The sequence below is a fragment of the Stenotrophomonas sp. AS012628 genome, assembly GCF_010608305.1.
GTDB classification, from domain to species: Bacteria; Pseudomonadota; Gammaproteobacteria; order Xanthomonadales; family Xanthomonadaceae; genus Stenotrophomonas; species Stenotrophomonas geniculata.
Genome location: NZ_VMBJ01000001.1, coordinates 24,335 through 41,174 on the forward strand (window position 1 = coordinate 24,335; position 16,840 = coordinate 41,174).

Here is a 16,840-nt window from a genome sequence, read left to right on the forward strand (position 1 = left end):
AAGCATGGCAGCGGTCCCGGAGGCTTCTACATCACGTTGCGTGCTCTGGTTTGGCGAGCCGTTGGCGAACGAGCGCAGTGCGCTGGCGGCAGCAGGCTGGTATGTGCGCAGCATCCATCCCGATCCCGCCATGGCGATAGGCCTGCGTGGGCGCGATCGATTGCTCGCCGTACTCGATCTGCGCCATCTCGATGCGGCGTCGCTGCAGCTGCTGGCACCGTGGATCGAGCAGCACCAGCATCTGCCTTGGCTGGCGGTACTGCCACCGGGCGCCGGACCCACATCGCCGGCCTGGCTGCCGTTGCTGCAGCGATGCGGTGCGCGCTTCACGCTGCCGTTCGGCCTGCAGGACCTGGTCTGCGCAATGCGCCAGCAGTTCGATGCGGATGATCCGCCAGTCGATGCAACCTGCAGTGGGTACGGACCGCACGCATTGATTGGCGAAAGCGCTGCGCTGCATGCGGTGCGCACGGTGCTGCACAAGTTCGCGCCGGTGGAACTGCCGGTGCTGGTCACCGGCGAAACCGGTACAGGCAAGGAACTGGCTGCACATGCGCTGCATGCGCTGTCGGGGCGCGCCGGCAGGCCTTTCATTGCGGTGAACTGTGGTGCGATTCCGGCCAACCTGGTGCAGTCGGAGCTGTTCGGCCACGAACGTGGCTCGTTCACCGGGGCCGACAAGCGGCAGATCGGCGTGTTCGAATCCGCCCATGGCGGTACGGTGTTTCTTGATGAGGTAGGCGATCTGCCGGCAGAAGCGCAGACCAGCCTGCTGCGCGTGCTGCAGGAGGGAACCTTCGAGCGCGTGGGCAGCAGCCAGCCGCTGCGCGCGGACGTGCGGGTACTTGCCGCGACCCACGTCGAACTGGAACACGCGGTGGCGCAGGGGCGGTTCCGCAGCGATCTCTACTACCGCCTGAACGTGCTGCGCCTGCTGATGCCACCGCTGCGCGAGCGCGGTGCCGACGTGCAGCTGCTGGCCGAGCACTTCCTGCGCTGCTTCCGGTTGCGCCACAGCGTGCGTGCACGCGGCTTCGCACCGGCCGCACTGCAGGCGATGCGGCGCTTCGACTGGCCCGGCAACGTACGCGAACTACTGAACCGTGTGCAGCGTGCAGCGATCATGGCCGAGGGCGAGCTGATCAGTGAGCGTGACCTGGAGCTGGGCGCATTGGCAGCGGTCCTGCCCGCGGCGATGCTGCACGACGCGCGCGGCCAGGCCGAGCGCGATGTACTGCTGCAGACCCTGCGCCAGACCGGCTACAACGTCTCCGAGTGCGCGCGGCAGATGCAGATATCGCGGGTCACGGTGTATCGCCTGTGCCGCAAGCACCGGTTGGAACTGCCTGCACAGCGCTGATCAGCCGGCCGCCAGGTGCTTGAACAGGCGCAACGGTTTGCCCGCGAGGCGCTCGATCACGCCCTTGGCTTCCAGGTCCAGCTGCACGGCCTTCAACCACCAGCCGGCGGTGGCACCTGCCGGGAACAGCGCGGCGGGCAGGTGTGGCAGCAGTGCCTGTTTCGCCTGCGCGACGGTCAGGCCGGGCGGTTGCGCGGGCAGCGCCCGCAGCAAGGCATGGCGCATGGCGAGGTACTTGGCGCGATCCACGCGCTGGATGTGCCCGGGCGTGGTGATGCTTTCGATCTCGATCCGTTCGGGCTCAGGCATGGGTATCTCCCGTGACCTCGATGCGTGGGCTGCGGAAGCCCATGGCAATCCACGCCTTCATCAACCGGGCATAGAAGCGCAGCGACCGGGTCTTCAGGTTCGGCACATCGTCAGGAAGCACAGACGCATCAGGAAGATCACTGACCATGGTCCGCATCTCCACGGCAGGTCTTGTCGATGCCGGCCACAACAGGCCATACAGGCTCAGCCAATGGCCGCCGCTGAACTCCAGGAAGAGCGGCGTATTGCAGCAGCCCGCCAGCACGCGGCGGCTGCCGCCCCTGCTGGGCAATCGCAAGGCACGCAGCATGGCATGCCCGGCATCGATGCTGACGCGATCCTTGCGGTGCATTACGAAGAGCGTCTGGCCGTGCGGGCCCAGCACGGCCGGTGCGCGGGGCAGCGACTGCAGCATGGCGCCGGCCTTGCGGCAGCTGTCGCAGCAGCATTCGACGGTGGCAATGGGTTGGCCCGTGGCGGTCAGGCGTACCTGGCCGCACGCGCATGCAAGCGACTGATGGGAGGGCATCTGCATTTTCTCCTGGGGCATTCATCCTCTCGACGAACCAGCGCGCTGGAAATCGACACCACCTGCCCTCAAGGTCGCGACATCTGGTAGCGGATGCGGTACAGGTCCAACCCTGCACCGTCTGCGCGCCGCGCCGAATAGGTCAAGGTGCCGGGTTGCGAGCCATCCAGCATCGCGCCGTAGCTGTCGCCGGAGGCCTCGTTCAAGGGCGAGGGCAATGCATGGCCTGCGTCATAACGGCCTCCACGCGCGTAGGCAATGAACTGGCGCACCGGTGCACTGCCGAAGTCCTGGGCGCGGGCAAACACCACCGTTCGGCCGTCGCCCAGGAAGGTGGCATCGAACTCCTGCGCTGCGGTATTGAGGTCTCCCGCCAGCGGCCGTGCCCGCTGCGCCACGCCGCCGATCATCGTGGCGCTGTGGAGGTCATGGCCGCCGGCACCGCCCGCACGATCGCTGGAGAACAACAGCGTACGACCGTCCGGCGAGAGCATCGGCGCGAACTCATCGGCCGCGCTGTTCACTGCGGGGCCAAGATTGACTGGCTCCCCGAATCGACCGTCGCTCCCCATGCTGACCCGATACAGATCGTCGCCGCCCTGGCCGCCTGCGCGATCCGAACAGAAATACACCACGCGGCCATCGGCGGAAAAGGCGGGATCGAAGTCGCGCCCCTGCGTGTTGAACGGCACCGGCGTCGCCGGCCGCCAGCGCTGCCCATCGTTGCGGGAGACCCAGATGTCATACCCGCCCGGACCGCCGGGCCGGTTGCGGCTGAACCACAGTGCGGTTTTTCCGTCCGGGCTCAAGGTCAGTCGAATCTCGTCGTATTGCGTGGATGCAACGCCCGGGGCAAAGCGCTCGGCGGGGCCGACGATCCGCAGCACCCTTGATGGCGACGCGGGAGGCGACGCAGCAACCAGCAGCATCACGGCCAGCAGCGCCTTCATGCCTGTCGCTCGAAGTCGCTGACCCAGTTGGTTTCCCAGCTGCGCCCACCATCGGCCGAGGCCGCCTGTTCCCAGCGCGCCGAACGCGGCGTGATGCGTGACCAGATCACCCGCGTCTGGATGGATCGACCGTCGTGCTGGTCTTCGCCGAAGAAGCGGCCGACACCGGCCTGGAAACCACCGCGCAGTGGCGCGCCGATCCGGGTCGGCTCCCGGCCATCCAGCCACCAGCTCAGCCAGTGCTGCTCCGCCGCATTCCAGGCGCGGATGCCCATGCCGCGCAGCGGTGCTGCAGGCACGTCCATCACGTTGTCACCCACGTTGCCGAATCCTCCCAGGACCGGCCAGTTGTGCAGGGTGCCGTTGAACGCGTCCCACGCATCGCTGCCTGCCAGCCGAGCGCGCAGGCGACGATGGCGCACGTTCCAATGGCCCACCAGGAAATCAAAATCGCCCGGTGCATCCGGCAGCTTCGGAAGCGGAGAAGGGATCGCAGCAGTGCGGCGGAACCAGTTGCGCCAGTTCACTTCCCAGTGCGCACCGGCATCGTCGGAGAACGCCTGCTCCCACCACGGCTCCTCGCCGTGGATGTCATGCCAGCGGAACCACACGTCGATGGGGCGTCCGTCGATCCGGTCGGTGCCGCGGAAGCTGCCTGCATCGCCCTCGAAAACGCCACGCACGGGGGCTTCGATACGGGCAGGGTTGCGGCCATCGATCCACCAGATCGACCACATGGAAGACACCGGATCAAATGCACGCACGCCCAGGCCCCTGTAAGGGCCCGAAGGCAGCGCCATGACGTTGTCATCGATGGTGCCGAGTCCGCCCAGGGTGAGCCAGACCGCACTGGAACCGGTGAAGGACTCCCAACGGGTATCGCCGACCAGGCGCTCCTTCAGGCGTCGGTGCCGGACCTGCCAGTTGCCCTGCAACCATTTCCAATCTTTGCTGTGGCTGGGCAGGGCCCACCCGGAGGGCAGGGCAGTGGACGCCGCCGAGGCGGCCAGGGTGGCCAGGAACTGCCGTCGATCCATGTGCGTGATCCCCTGTCGAAAGTGCCTCCATCGTTGCGGACAGGAGGGGGATTGACCACGCAGATATCGGGGCTCAGGCTAAGCCACACTTATGGTGACCCAACGCCAGCTGCCGTCGCTTGCCGCCATCCGTGCCTTCGAGGCGGCGGCGCGGCTGGGCAGCTTCGCGCGTGCCGCCGAAGAGCTCGACACCAGCGCGGCATCGGTGAGCTACCACGTGCGGCGGCTGGAGGCCCAGACCGGTACCTGCCTGTTCCTGCGCCATGCACAGCACGTAGAACTGACGGCGACGGGGGCCAGCGTCGCCCAGGAGGCCACCCGGGCATTCGATGCACTGCGCGCCAGCTTCATGCGCGCCGCAGACATGGATGCGGCGCGACTGCGCCTGTCTGTACTGCCCACGCTGGGCACCAGTTGGCTGACGCCGCGGCTGGGCACGTTCCGCGCCCGCCACCGGCAGTTCGTGCTGGAGCTGGACCTGTCGGCAGCGCCGCAGGATCTGGCCGCCGGTCACTTCGATGCGGCCATCCGCAATGGCCAGGGTGGATGGCCAGGTCTTCAGGCAACTCCTTTGTTTCCCAGCGTGTTCACACCGTTGTGTGCGCCGGCGCTGCTGCCAGCGGCCCGTGGGCTGGGCAGCAGCGCGCTGGAAATTCCCCTGCTCGGGCGGCCGGACTGGTGGGCCCTGTGGTTTGCCGCGCACGGGGACCTTCCACCGCCGGCACCGGAGAGTTTCGTCGCGCCCTTTGCCGTCGAGCATCTGGATGTCGGCGCCGCGATCGCAGGGCAGGGCATCGCCATTGGTTCGCCGATCCTGTTCCAGGCCGAGCTGGACAGCGGGCGTTTGGTGCAGGCGCATCCGGGGGTGGCCTGCGACGGTCGCAGCTTCTGGTTCGTGGCACCCACGGCGCGAGGTGGCAGTGCCAAGGTCATTGCATTCCGTGACTGGCTGGTCGAGCAGGCCGCCGAGGCGCGGCATGCAGCCCGCCATTACCTGGCCCGGGCGGTAATGCCATGAGCCAGAGCCCCGAACTGCTCCGGCGCCTGCTGCGCGCCAAGGACCGGATGGATCGGGCCAGCCATGAGGAATGGCCCGTCGCGCGCCTGGCTGAGGTCAGTGCGGTGTCGCCGGCGCACTTCGCCCGCTCGTTCAAGCAGGCCTTCGGGCTGCCGCCGCACCGTTATCTGCTCAGCCGCCGCATCGAACGAGCGGTGGCGCTGCTGCGTGATACCGATCTGGCGGTGACCGAAATCGCCGCGCAGACCGGGTGGCGCAGCCTGGGCACCTTTGGCCGCATCTTCCGTGACATCACCGGTGACAGCCCGGGCAATGTGCGCGAGCGTGAGCGTGCTGGCCAGGCGGCGTCGGCCAGTGTGCCGGAATGCCACGCACGCGCCGCGCAGCGCCCCCGCCTGGACACATCCGTGCTGGAACAACGTCGCCGTCGCGCGCCGTCGGTGGCACTCGCCGTGGAGCGTCAGGCCGGCACGGCAGGAGCGGTACGAGGACTGCCGGCATCGGCTTCAGGGTCACTCGCGGCGAGCACACCTTCAAGACCAGAAACGTCGGTGTCCAGGAGGCAGGTCGCAAACATCAGGAAGCGGTAGGCGTCGGCAAAATTCGAACCGAGCCCAAATGAAATCCTGACCGCGCCACAATCTCCCTTGTCCAGGATCTTCTCATCGAAGGCGGTGCAGTCGAGGATCTTCCCGGTCTTGTCCAGTTCGCAGTGCTCGGCACCCGCAGTTGCATAGGTTGCCTGCTGGACAGCTCCGAGGTTGCAGAAGCATCCGTTGCGCAGGGTGATGCCGAAGCGGTCGGCGAGGTGCTTGACGCGGGCATGCGGCACGATCGAGCCATAGCAGTCGAAAAAGTTGAGCATCACCGTCGCTCCTTTTCGCTGTGCCGGCGGGCCGTACACGCGGCACAGTGGTGTGTCGCCGCGCACGGTATGGCGAAGCGCGGCAAGACGCACCTCGATCCACCGGGCCAGTGCAGTGGAGTGCAGCGCGAGGGCTTCGGCGCCGCCCATCCGTGCCACGAAGGCAAAGCCCCGGGCGATCGCCGGGAACGCGGCGTAGTTGGGTGTTCCCACCTCAAAACGTTGCCCGGCATCGCGATACAGCAGCCGCTCGGTGGGCGACCAGGGGCCTGAGTAGTAGCAGACTCCGCCACCGGCAAAGGACGGTGGCCTGAGCAGTTGCAGCGACGAGCGGCGGGCAAGCAGGCAGCCTGCGCCGGTGGGGTAGCCGAAGATCTTGTAGAACGAGGCCACCACAAAATCCGGTTGAAGGGTGCCGCAATCCAGCCGCGCCTGCGGGACCAGTGCGGCTGCATCGCACAGCACCATCGCACCGTGCGCCTGCGCGCGGGCGATCCAGGCGAGGTCATGCCGCGCGCCGGTCGCGTTGGACTGGGCGGGAAAGGCCAGCAGGTGTGGGGCGCCGTCGCCCAGCCGCTGCAGCGCACGCCGCATCAGGTCGTCGTGCAGCAGCAGATCGTCGTCCAGAGGGATGTACTTCACCGAGGCGCCCTTGGCCCTGGCGTATTCGCGCAGTCCATGCACCGACGTGTGATTGTCCTTGGTCAACAGCAGCTGCGTGCACGGTTGGAACGGAAACGATTCCGCCACAAGCCGGATCGCGCTGCTGGCGTTCGCAGTGAATATCACTTCGTACTCGTCCGGAGAGCAGTCAAAGAAGGCGTAGATGGCATCCCGCGCCTCCTGGTATGCCGCCTGCGAGGCCTTCGATCCGCTATGCGGATTTCCCAGGATTGCGTGCTTCAACGCCTGCAGGTCCTGTTCGAGCAGGCTTTCGGGTGGCAGGGTTCCGCCTACATGATCCAGATACGTGACGTGCTGCTCGTCCAGCCGTGCGTACTCCTCGTTGCGCATCTTCTCTACCGATGCGTCGGGGAAGCCGGGATACTCAGCCAGGAACTCCGCCTTGGCAGCGGTGAATGCAGCGAGCCCCTGTGCCTCCTGCACGGCGATTGCGCACTCGACGCCCGCGCTGGACGCGCGATGGGTCAGCTGCTGGCAGCGCACCAGCGGCGAGAAGTCGGGCGACGCGATGTCCACCGTCGTGCTCGCATTGGCGGGATCGGCCTGGCCGCGCAGCAACCATGCCTCCACCCGGTAGCATTGGTCAGGCACGTCCTTGCCGAACTGCGCCAGCATCAGGTCCAGGTAGTGCTCACGGGTGCGGGTGTCGCACTGGTTGAACTCTTCGAGCAGGATGCAGGCATTGAACAGGAACTCGCGCGCACCGGCTGCGTCGAGCGAGAACGACAGGGGATGCAGCCCAGCAGGCACGTCGTTGGCCCGGGACAGCCCTTCGATCGCGAAGGCGCGGGTGATCGGCGACGGGTCGGTCAGGCTCAGCGCCGCGTCCATCAACCGGGAAGGCATGCCGAAATGCAGCTGCGATTGCTGGCGGGTGAGTTCGAAGAGCTGGTTGTAGTGGAACATCGTCGCGTAGACACGCCCCCCCGGCCGCAGCACGCGCCGGAACTCCCTGGCCACGCGCGCCTTGTCGGGCGGGAACATCAGGCCGAAGCCGCAGACAATCACATCGAAGCTGTTGTCATCGAATGGAAGCTCTGCCATGTCCACGTCGGCCAACAACGGAACGTTCTGCTGGATCTCGGGGTTCAGGACACGTCGGGCCATGTCCACCGCAATCTGCGAGAGATCGCTGGCCACCAGCCGCAAGCCCCGTGGCCGCGCAAGATCCTCATACAGGCTGGCGGTGATCACCCCGGTGCCGCATGCCACTTCCAGCACGTCCTTGACCGCGAACCCTGCATCGATGTCGCTGGCGATTTCCCCGGCCAGCAGCATCCCGTAAGGCTGGAAAATGCGAGGGCTCAATATCCGCTCATAGAATTCCATGAAGGCACTGAGCGACCAGCGGCTGTCGGACACAACTTTGCATTGGCGTTGCGTTACGTCCTGCATGATGCGCTCCCTGTCGGCGCGATGGTGCCGATTAATCCCGGTCCGCGCGGTTATCGCATGCGCCCCCAGGCGCGTGCGTGATTGGCATCACATTAAGTTGACTTAATGCCGGGGCGGATTATCCGCCGTCGCGGAACTGCGTATTCATCCGCTTTTGGGGAGGGCCATGTACTTTTGATTCCTTCACGTTCGCCGTCCCAGCCATTGGCGCAGTTTTGGAGAAGCAGAACCGCCTCGTCGGGGCGTAACGTAGGCGCACTTGAGAGGAGGTGCTGCATGTCAGATATGGTGAACACGGTCGGCCTGTATGTGCGCGACCAGGATGAGGCGCTGGCGTTCTACGTCGGCAAGCTCGGTTTCGAAGTGCATACCGACGTGCGCAATGGCAGCTACCGCTGGCTGACGGTACGCAGCACAGGCCAGGACGGTTTCCAGCTGGGCCTGTTCGTGCCGGGTCCGCCCACCCACGATGCGGCCACCGCGCTTTCGCTGCAGCAGCTGGTGGCCAAAGGCGCAATGCCGCCCCTGGTGCTGGCTGTGGATGACTGCCAGGCGCGTTACACGCAGTGGTTGGCACAGGGCGTGGAATTCACCCAGGAGCCGATCGAGCGCTTTGGCGCCGTCGACGCCGGATTCCGCGATCCATCGGGCAATGGCTGGAAGATGATCGAAGCCCGTTCCGAAGCGAGGCGCCGGCAATGAGCCGCGGTGGCTGGGCACGGCCCGTGCATCGTTGGACCTCGATCGTGTTCACCCTGGCGGTGATCGCCAACTTCGTGGTGCGCGGGCTGGGGCAGGGCGAGCCTGCGGCGTGGATCACCTATTCGCCGCTGCCGCCGTTGTTCCTGCAGCTGTTCACCGGGTTGTACCTGTTTGCGCTGCACTACAGCGGCAGGTGCCGCAGCGCCGGGCAGGGCGCTGCGGGTTGACGCCGGGTCAGGCGGCAGCGTCGGCGGTGTAGGCCGCCAGCAGTGCGGGAAGATCTTCCATGCGCTGGAAGATCACCTGGGCACCGGCCGCGCGCAGAGCCTCGGGCGTGCTGTGGTGCGGGCCGCCCTCGCTGAAGCCGAACACGGTGGCACCTGCGGCCACACCGGCGGTCGCACCGGTCACGGTGTCTTCAATGACCGCGCAGCGCTTCGGATCCACACCCAGCGCGGCAGCGGCCGCCAGGTAGACGTCCGGGTGCGGCTTGGTGTTCGGCATGTCCTGGCCGCTGTAGACGTGGTCGCCGAAGGCATCGAGGATGCCGACCTTGCCCAGCTGCAGTTTCACCTTTAGCAGATCGGCGCCGGAGGCGCAGGCGATCCGCCCACCGGTGGCCGCAGCGATCGCACGCACGGCCTCGGGTGCCCCCTGGATCGCTTCCAGGTCACGTTCCAGTGCCCGGTTGCGCTGCTGGCGGAACTCTTCAAGCCACGCCTCGGTGAACGGCTTGCCGGTGCGCTCCTCGATCAGCCCGGCCAGATGGGCCACGGACTGGCCGAGGAAGACTTCACCCGCCTGCGCCGGGGTCAGCGGCCAGCCGCGTGCGGTCAGCATTTCCGAGAGCACGCGGGCGACCAGTGGCTCGGAATCGACGAGTACGCCGTCGCAGTCGAACAGCACGGCATCAAAGGGAAAACGGGACATCTACAGCTCCAGGGGGCAATGCGGTGGTGCAATTGCCCGTCATTTTCCCACAGCCATCCTTGGGTGGCACCCGGGCAGGGTGCCACCCATTCCCGGCAGGCCGGTCAGCCCAGGTCACACCCCGCCGGCTGCGGCCAGGTGCTGGCCGGCAGCATGTTCTTCAGCGAGGCCGGTGCGTTGATCGCGACATAGCTCGCACCCAGCAGCTCCTCCAGATCGGCGATGGTCACCAGGTAGCTGTCAAGGCTGCCGAGATTGGCTTCGTTGGGAGTGATCCAGCTGATCGCCTTGGCCGTGCCGGTGTTCGGGTCACGGGTGATGATGGTCTTCCAGAAGAACTCCGGTGTCGGGATGCCGTGGCTGGAAAGGAAGTAGTCGTTGGAGGCGTCGCCGTAGACCACGCCACCGTAGACATCCACCGGCGCGATGTCGCGGTAGCACTCGGCCACGTTCTCTGCCTTCACCCAGATGCCCTGGTTGAAGCTGGACACCTGCGGAACGATGTTGGTCATGTAGTTGGCGCGGCGGATGTAGGTCGCGTTGTAGTCCATGTGATTGGACGTGACGAGATGGCCACGGTCGTAGCCGGACTTGATGCTGGCGTAGGAGGCGGTGCTGGTCTGGCCGAGGCAGCCTGCCGGCAGGTCCGGATCCTTGTAGAAGCTGGACGGGCGCGCGGCCGAGCCGGTGTCGGCGGTGAGCGTGTACTCGTAGCGGGTGGCGCTGTGGATGCTGCAGTCGTAGGTGAGCACGAAGCCGCCCTTGTTGAGGGTGACGACCTGGGCCTGGGCAGCGCCAGCGAAGGCACTGAGGACGAACGCGAAGAAGAGGCTTGCAAGGCGCATTGCGGTTCTCCAGCAGAAGTTCAGGGCGCAGCCGTCCGCCACGACCGGGCCGAGGCGAGGTCATGGGGGACGTTGCGGAGACGGGTGCTACGGATTGCGGTGAGACGTGACCGCGATGACAGGGCCGTGGAGGCCGTGCGGTGTCGTAAGCGTCACAAGCTGTCGTCTTTCGGTCAACGATGAAAAGACGAAGCTGTGACAGCGCGCAAGCACTGGAGATGTGTCAAATGGAGCAGGACGTGGCTGAAACGCTCGCGTGCTAGAGCATCGCGATGCCTGCGGGTGTTGTCAGGGGGTCGCCTTCAACACGTAATCGCCGTTGCGTGTTCCCGGCACCAGTAACCATCCTGGTTTCAGACTCAGCGACCACCCTGGACCCTGTAGCGGCGGGTCGGCAGTTGCGGGTGCCTGCACGAACACGGCCTTCCAGTCGCTCTGCATCAACGCTCCGTCGGTGACGTCCAGGCTGCCCCAGGTGTCGGTCAGCCGCATCGTTGGATATACCGTGCCACGGCCCGGCAACGACTGCATCGTGTTGGGATTGAACTGGATGCGCATGCTGCGCAGATCCAGCCGCACGACCGGGCCTGTCACGAAGCGCGCACGGTTGTGTTCCAGCTGCGCAATGCGCTGCCGTTCGCGCAGCATTTCGGCTTCGCGCAGTGCCCGTCCGCCGTAGCGCGCAGCAGCGGCCCGCAGCTCGGTCGCACCCCGCTGCATCGGGGTCCGGGTCACTTCGGCCAGATGCGTGCCGAGGTCCCGGGCGGGGTGGGCGAGATGGTTGCGCCAGCCGGGGGCCGCCTGGTCCAACAGCAGGCCATAGGCCGGACCGGTGGCATAGGCGAAAGAGCGGACGAAACTGCGATCGGCAACGTGCGCGCGAAGGTCATGCAGCGCCGCCTGGATACGTGTGGAGCGCGTTGGGTTGCCGACGAACACGCCGGTGTACTCGGCCAGGCCCTCGTTCAATTCCAGCGCCGCTTCTTCCTGCGCTGCCGCAGGGAACTGGCGGTGGCGCTCGGCGCGGAAGGCGAGTGCGTCGTTCACCGCAGTGTGCTGCGCCATTGCATCGGTGGCCGTGAGCGCATCCGCAAGCGCGCGCCATTCCAGCTGCAGCCAGTAGCGTCCTTCAAGTGTGTCGAGGTGCTCGTTGCCGCCTTCGGTCGGCGCGGTGATGGGCAACGCCGGTTGCAACCGATGGAACATTTCGTGAGCCAGCAGCGTACTGCGCCTGGACACGTCCTGCGGCAATGGCCAGAGCAGTTGCGTCCAGCGTATGCCGGACCATTCCACGGCGGTGTTGGCAACGATCGCATCGGGCGGAAGCTGGCCCACGAACACCTCGCCACGCCCCTTCAACGCGCCGTGTACATCCGCATGCGAGGCGGTGACCTGGCGGCTCTTCGGATCGACCAGCATCATCGGCCCGCACAGGGATTGCCCCCACAGCTGGCCGCAATCGACCTGGCACAGGTGCTGTGCTTCGATGAAGATTCCGCGCGCGTCGGCGTCTGCGATCGGTGATTCAGCGGACCATGCCGGTCCTGCTGCACAGGCAACACCGGCAATCAGTGCAGTGCGGAAAATATCCATGGCATCCGTGCGTTGATGGGCGCAGGCAGTCATAGCACTGGACACCGTTGCCCTTCAACGACGGGCAACGAACGCGTTGCCGCTTCGGCGGCCGGGGCCATGGCTACGCCATGCAGGCGCGCATCCATACTTTCGCGTACTGATCTCTGTCTTGCCGCTGTCACGAAAAACTGTGCGCCGCGTCAAATTTTGAGGTAGTGTCGATTCTGCTGCCGGGGCGCAGCGGGGTGCAAGGCGTCGGGGACTACGCGCCGCACCCGCAATTGAAGCACCAGACATCACAGCGCCGGCGTTGACGCCGGCGTGCATCTCGGGCTTTCAATGAAAAGGGGGTATTCGATGCGCAATGCATGGATCAAACGAAGCAAATGGGTTGCACTGACCCTGGTGGCGGGTGCCGCACTGGCCGCCGCTGCCGTGGGCATACGCAGTACCGGTGCCCAGTCAAAGACCGGCAATCCCTCGGTGGACGCGCGCGCCGGCAATCCGTCCGGGCCTGCGGCACGCGGTCCGGGTAGCGGCTTCGCCGAGCTCTCCAACCGCTATATCGTGGTCTACCGCGAGGAGCCGCTGGCCACCTACAAGGGCGACATCCAGGGCCTCGCGGCACCGGAACGCATGCGCCCATCCGCCAGCGCCGCGCGTGCAGCGGCAGCCACCGGCAATGCGCCGACACCGCGCATCGCTGTAAAGGGGGCACGCTCGCAGGACTATGTGCGCTTCCTCGCTGACCGCCAGGTACAGCACGAGGCCCGCATCAATGCAGCATTGGGTCGCAGCGTAAAGGTCGAACGGCGCATGCAGCATGCGATCAACGCATCGGTGCTGCAGATGAATCCGCAGGAAGCGGAGCGCGTGCGCGCACTTCCCGATGTGCAGCTGGTTGAAGAGTACAGGGAGTATGAGCAGGACACCGACGTCGGACCGGGGTTGATCGGCGCACCTGCGCTGTGGAACGGCACACCTGCGCCGTTCCGTGGCGAAGGTGTGGTGGTCGGCGTCATCGACTCGGGCATCAACTTCGGCAGCCCGGCCTTCACCGCCCGCGCCGAAGATGGTTACGAGCACGTCAATCCGCTGGGCGCAGGCAACTACCTCGGTACCTGCGCGCCGGGCGGCAGCGACGAAGGTCGCTGCAACAGCAAGCTGATCGGCGGCTACGACTTCGTCTGCGGTGCGCCGGGCAACCAGTGTGGCGTTGCGGACGTACGCGAGGAGCCTGGATTTGGTGACACCAACGGTCATGGCAGCCATACCGCTTCCACCGCCGCCGGCAACCCGCACACTGCGTCCTACCGTGGCAACCAGATCCACATTTCCGGTATTGCGCCGCGCGCCAACATCATCGCCTACGACGCCTGCTACACCGAGGTCTCTACCGGGCGCGGCTTCTGCCCGAACACCTCGACGCTGGCAGCGGTCAACCAGGCCCTCGCCGATGGCGTGGTCGACGTCATCAATTACTCCATTGCCGGTGGCACCGCGCCGTGGGGAGAGGCGGTCTCGCTGGCGTTCCTCAACGCATCCGATGCCGGCATCTACGTGGCCACTTCGGCCGGCAACTCCGGCCCAGGTCCGAACACGATGGGCCATCTGGAACCCTGGACCGGCAGCACTGCGGCGGCCACGCATGGCCGCGGCGACATCGTGCTGTTCGCTGCGGTCAGCGGCCCCGGCAGCGTGCCGCCGGCGCTCACTGCCATCCTGCTGACCGAAGGCTCGGGCGGCGTGCCGTTCGCAACGCCGATTCCTGCAACCACGCCGCTGCGTGTCAGTGCAGGCATCGACAGTGCCAACGATGGGTGCGCGCCGTTCCCGGCCAATACCTTCCAGGGCGCCGTTGCGGTGATCCGCCGTGGCTCGTGCAACTTCAGCGACAAGGTCAACAACGCCGCTGCAGCGGGTGCGATCGCCGTGCTGATCGGCAACAACCAGCCGGCCCCCATCCTGCCCAACGTGGCCGGGGCGACCATTCCCGCCTTCGCCATCGACCAGTCGGACGCCAATGCACTGCGGACCTTTGCGTCGAGCGTTGGCAACAACGCAACCGCCGGCATTGCCTATCCGGCCAGCAAGATCAGCAATACGCCGGATGTGCTGGGCGACTTCAGTTCGCGCGGCCCGGCCGGGATCTTTGATCTGGTCAAGCCGGACGTGACCGCCCCGGGTGTGCGTGTGCTGGCCGTGATCGCAGGCAATGAGGTGACCGGCTCGGAGAACGCCGTCGGCCTGATGGACGGCACCTCGATGGCATCACCACATCACGCCGGTGCCGCCGCGCTCCTGCGCCAGGCGCGTCCTGACTGGACCGTGCAGGAGACACGCTCGGCGTTGATGATGACCGCGCGGCAGGAGGTGCTGAAGGAAGATGGCGTCACACCGGCCGACGCATTCGCGATGGGCGCTGGACGCATCCAGGTGGACCAGGCACTGCGCGCAGGGCTGGTGCTCAACGAGACCAAGACCAACTTCCTGGCCGCCAATCCAGCCAATGGGGGTGAAGTGTCGTCGCTCAACATCGCCAGCCTCGGCAAGCGCAGCTGCGCGGACAGCTGCAGCTTCACCCGCGTGTTCCGCAATGTGCTGCCGACCCGGCAGACGTGGACGGCGAAGGTGCAGGGCCTGACCGCGGTTGTCTCGCCATCGGTGTTTACCCTGGCGCCGGGTGAAAGCAAGTCGGTGCGGGTCATCGTCACCACCGGTTCGGTACCGAACGATGGCAGCTGGCGCTTTGCCAGGCTCACCCTCTCACCGCAGGGCGGTGATACCAGCCAGCCGCTGCTGCGCCTGCCGATCGCCGTGTCGGTGCCGCCGCCGCAGATCGCCGCCACGCCGCCGACGAACTCGCTGACCCTGCCGGCCGGTGGCAGTGGAACGGTGAACCTGCAGATCGCCAATACCGGCGGCTCACCGCTGGAATGGCAGATCGACAATTCCGGAGTGGGCACCCGCACGCTGGTAGCGCAGGCGCCAAACAACGCCAATGGCCGTCGCTCGACGCGCTTCACCGATGCGGCGACAGTGGGTGCACGTGCACAGCTTGGTGCCGATGATTTCACTCTGGGCGAGGCCACCGGCATTACCCGCATCGTCGCTGACGGCTTCGTCAACGGTGGCTCGCTGGCAACTTCGACCAACATCAACTGGTCAATCTACCGGGATGTTGGCGGCAATCCGGAGGGCAATCCGGAATCGAGCCCGCAGCTGGCGCTGTGGAGCTACACCTCCACCGTCAGCGGTCCGGGCGTAAGAACGTCGGCCACGCTGGCCACCATCAACCTTGACCTGGCCGCTGCAGGCCAGAACGTGAACCTGCCGGCAGGCCGCTACTGGCTGGTGGTCTCGGTGCGCGCGCCGCTGGCTACCAGCTGGTTCTGGTTCAACGCCACCAGCGGCGACAGCGTGTACCGCAGCGCGATCATCAATCCCGATGGCAGCGGTGCCTGGTCCGCCACCGCCGGCGCGCCTGGGTTGGCCTATGGGCTGGGCGGAAGCAATGCGTGCGGCGCCGGCTGGATCGGCACACCGACCCGTGCCCTGGGCCGCATCTCCGCAGGCGGCAGCCAGAGCACGCAGGTGCAGATCAATGCCAGCGGCCTCGCGCCGGGCAGCTATTCGGGCTTCGTCTGTGTCGGCAGCAATGACCCGAGCACGCCGAAGACTGCTGTCCGTGTCGCCTTGACCGTAACGCCGTAAGGCGCCTGCAGCATCCCGGCCGCCCCTGTGCAGGGGCGGCCGGTTTCCCACCGTTTCCGGCGCTTGCCGGGAACCCTTCCTGATGGACCTCGGGGGTACCGTGAAGACGATGCACAAGCACATCCTTGCCGTGGCACTGGCCATGGCAACCGCACCGGCGTGGGCCGGTGATACCTGCCAGCTGGACGATGGCTTCGGCGGCGTGTCCAGCGGTGGCGCCAGCGCCGGTGGTGCCGCCTCGCTGGCGTGCGGCAGTGGTGCCGATGCCAGCGGTGATCTATCGGCGGCCGTCGGAACCGGCGCCAGTGCCAGCGGCACCGGCAGTACGGCGATCGGCGCAGCCAGCAGCGCCTCCGGCGACCAGAGCGCCGCCGTGGGCGTGGGTGCTTCCGCCTCCGGCGCCAACAGTGCGGCGATCGGCGACAGCGCCACCGCCAGTGGTGACTTCAGCAGTGCCAGTGGCTCGGGCAGCTCCGCAACGGGCTCGTTCTCCACCGCGTCAGGCGCTGGCAGCAACGCCACGGGCGAAAACAGCACCGCACTCGGCAGCTTGTCCGAAGCCAGTGGCAACAACAGCAGTGCCGTGGGCAATGGTGCCATCGCTTCTGCAAACGACAGCGTTGCACTGGGCAATGGCTCCGTCGCCGACCGTGCCAACTCGGTATCGGTAGGCAGCGCCGGCAACGAACGCCAGTTGACCAACGTGGCCGCCGCCACGCAGGGCACCGATGCGGTGAACCTCAATCAGATGAATACCGCCAACGCCAATACGCTGACTTCGGCCAACAGCTATGCCGATGCGCGGGCCACGGCGACCATCAACTCCGTCAACGCCTACACCGACGCGAGCAGCGCCGCGGCAGTGACGACCTCAAAGGCCTATACCGATGCCAGCAGCGCCGCGGCAGTGACGACCTCAAAGGCCTA

14 protein-coding genes and 1 pseudogene are annotated in these 16,840 nt (G+C 66.5%); 7 read left to right on the forward strand and 8 right to left on the reverse strand.

The features are described 5' to 3' along the window. The first annotated feature begins 4 nt into the window (after positions 1 to 4). Entirely contained in the window at positions 5 to 1,360 is a 1,356-nt protein-coding gene (locus G5A07_RS00125; protein WP_125436907.1) for a sigma-54 dependent transcriptional regulator, read from the forward strand. Here G5A07_RS00125 and G5A07_RS00130 read toward each other — a convergent pair whose 3' ends face one another. From G5A07_RS00130 to G5A07_RS00145, 4 genes are all read right to left on the reverse strand, one after another. After that, on the reverse strand, positions 1,361 to 1,669 hold the full coding sequence (locus tag G5A07_RS00130) for a hypothetical protein (RefSeq protein ID WP_191862283.1): 309 nt from the start codon (positions 1,667 to 1,669) through the stop codon (positions 1,361 to 1,363). Continuing rightward, positions 1,662 to 2,204, reverse strand: a complete 543-nt coding sequence (locus tag G5A07_RS00135) for a hypothetical protein (protein ID WP_191862284.1) — start codon at positions 2,202 to 2,204, stop codon at positions 1,662 to 1,664. Before G5A07_RS00135 ends, G5A07_RS00130 begins: the two co-directional genes overlap by 8 nt. Positions 2,205 to 2,266: 62 nt before the next feature. Then, a complete protein-coding gene (locus tag G5A07_RS00140; RefSeq protein ID WP_191862286.1) occupies positions 2,267 to 3,148 on the reverse strand; it encodes a PD40 domain-containing protein in 882 nt (293 codons plus the stop codon). After that, on the reverse strand, positions 3,145 to 4,185 hold the full coding sequence (locus G5A07_RS00145; RefSeq protein ID WP_191862288.1) for a hypothetical protein: 1,041 nt from the start codon (positions 4,183 to 4,185) through the stop codon (positions 3,145 to 3,147). The genes G5A07_RS00140 and G5A07_RS00145 overlap by 4 nt, the downstream gene beginning before the upstream one ends. A 91-nt stretch (positions 4,186 to 4,276) precedes the next feature. Between G5A07_RS00145 and G5A07_RS00150 the strand changes: the two genes are divergently transcribed. Then, positions 4,277 to 5,203 carry a LysR substrate-binding domain-containing protein gene (locus G5A07_RS00150; protein ID WP_191849399.1) on the forward strand — a complete coding sequence of 309 codons (927 nt, stop codon included), beginning with the start codon at positions 4,277 to 4,279 and terminating at the stop codon, positions 5,201 to 5,203. Then, positions 5,200 to 5,631 (forward strand): annotated as a pseudogene (locus tag G5A07_RS22550) (helix-turn-helix transcriptional regulator); the annotation flags it as partial. The gene G5A07_RS00150 and the pseudogene G5A07_RS22550, both read left to right, overlap by 4 nt. A 32-nt stretch (positions 5,632 to 5,663) precedes the next feature. Here G5A07_RS22550 and G5A07_RS00160 read toward each other — a convergent pair. Next, positions 5,664 to 8,147: an aminotransferase class V-fold PLP-dependent enzyme gene (locus G5A07_RS00160; protein ID WP_262405759.1), complete on the reverse strand. Its 2,484-nt coding sequence runs from the start codon at positions 8,145 to 8,147 to the stop codon at positions 5,664 to 5,666. A gap of 276 nt (positions 8,148 to 8,423) precedes the next feature. Between G5A07_RS00160 and G5A07_RS00165 the strand changes: the two genes are divergently transcribed. Both G5A07_RS00165 and G5A07_RS00170 read left to right on the forward strand, forming a co-directional pair. Next, positions 8,424 to 8,849, forward strand: a complete 426-nt coding sequence (locus G5A07_RS00165; RefSeq protein WP_191862290.1) for a VOC family protein — start codon at positions 8,424 to 8,426, stop codon at positions 8,847 to 8,849. Continuing rightward, positions 8,846 to 9,076 carry a hypothetical protein gene (locus tag G5A07_RS00170; RefSeq protein ID WP_019337402.1) on the forward strand — a complete coding sequence of 77 codons (231 nt, stop codon included), beginning with the start codon at positions 8,846 to 8,848 and terminating at the stop codon, positions 9,074 to 9,076. Before G5A07_RS00165 ends, G5A07_RS00170 begins: the two co-directional genes overlap by 4 nt. Before the next feature lie 7 nt (positions 9,077 to 9,083). On the opposite strand, the gene G5A07_RS00175 is transcribed toward G5A07_RS00170, so the two are convergent. The 3 genes from G5A07_RS00175 to G5A07_RS00185 all read right to left on the reverse strand — a co-directional run bounded on the left by G5A07_RS00175 (position 9,084) and on the right by G5A07_RS00185 (position 12,217). Beyond that, positions 9,084 to 9,779, reverse strand: coding sequence for an HAD family phosphatase (locus G5A07_RS00175; protein WP_191862291.1), 696 nt, complete (start codon positions 9,777 to 9,779; stop codon positions 9,084 to 9,086). 104 nt (positions 9,780 to 9,883) lie between these two features. Then, the gene (locus G5A07_RS00180) at positions 9,884 to 10,624 is read right to left on the reverse strand and encodes a DNA/RNA non-specific endonuclease (RefSeq protein ID WP_191862293.1); all 741 of its coding nucleotides are present in this window, start codon (positions 10,622 to 10,624) and stop codon (positions 9,884 to 9,886) included. Positions 10,625 to 10,912: 288 nt separating this feature from the next. Beyond that, positions 10,913 to 12,217, reverse strand: a complete 1,305-nt coding sequence (locus G5A07_RS00185) for a hypothetical protein (RefSeq protein ID WP_191862295.1) — start codon at positions 12,215 to 12,217, stop codon at positions 10,913 to 10,915. Between the two features lie 339 nt (positions 12,218 to 12,556). On the opposite strand from G5A07_RS00185, the gene G5A07_RS00190 reads away from it, so the two are divergent. Together G5A07_RS00190 and G5A07_RS00195 are read left to right on the forward strand one after the other, a co-directional pair. Beyond that, positions 12,557 to 15,913, forward strand: a complete 3,357-nt coding sequence (locus G5A07_RS00190) for a S8 family serine peptidase (RefSeq protein ID WP_191862297.1) — start codon at positions 12,557 to 12,559, stop codon at positions 15,911 to 15,913. Between the two features lie 109 nt (positions 15,914 to 16,022). Beyond that, the coding region (locus G5A07_RS00195) for an adhesin (RefSeq protein WP_262405787.1) at positions 16,023 to 16,840 on the forward strand (818 nt) is incomplete at its 3' end.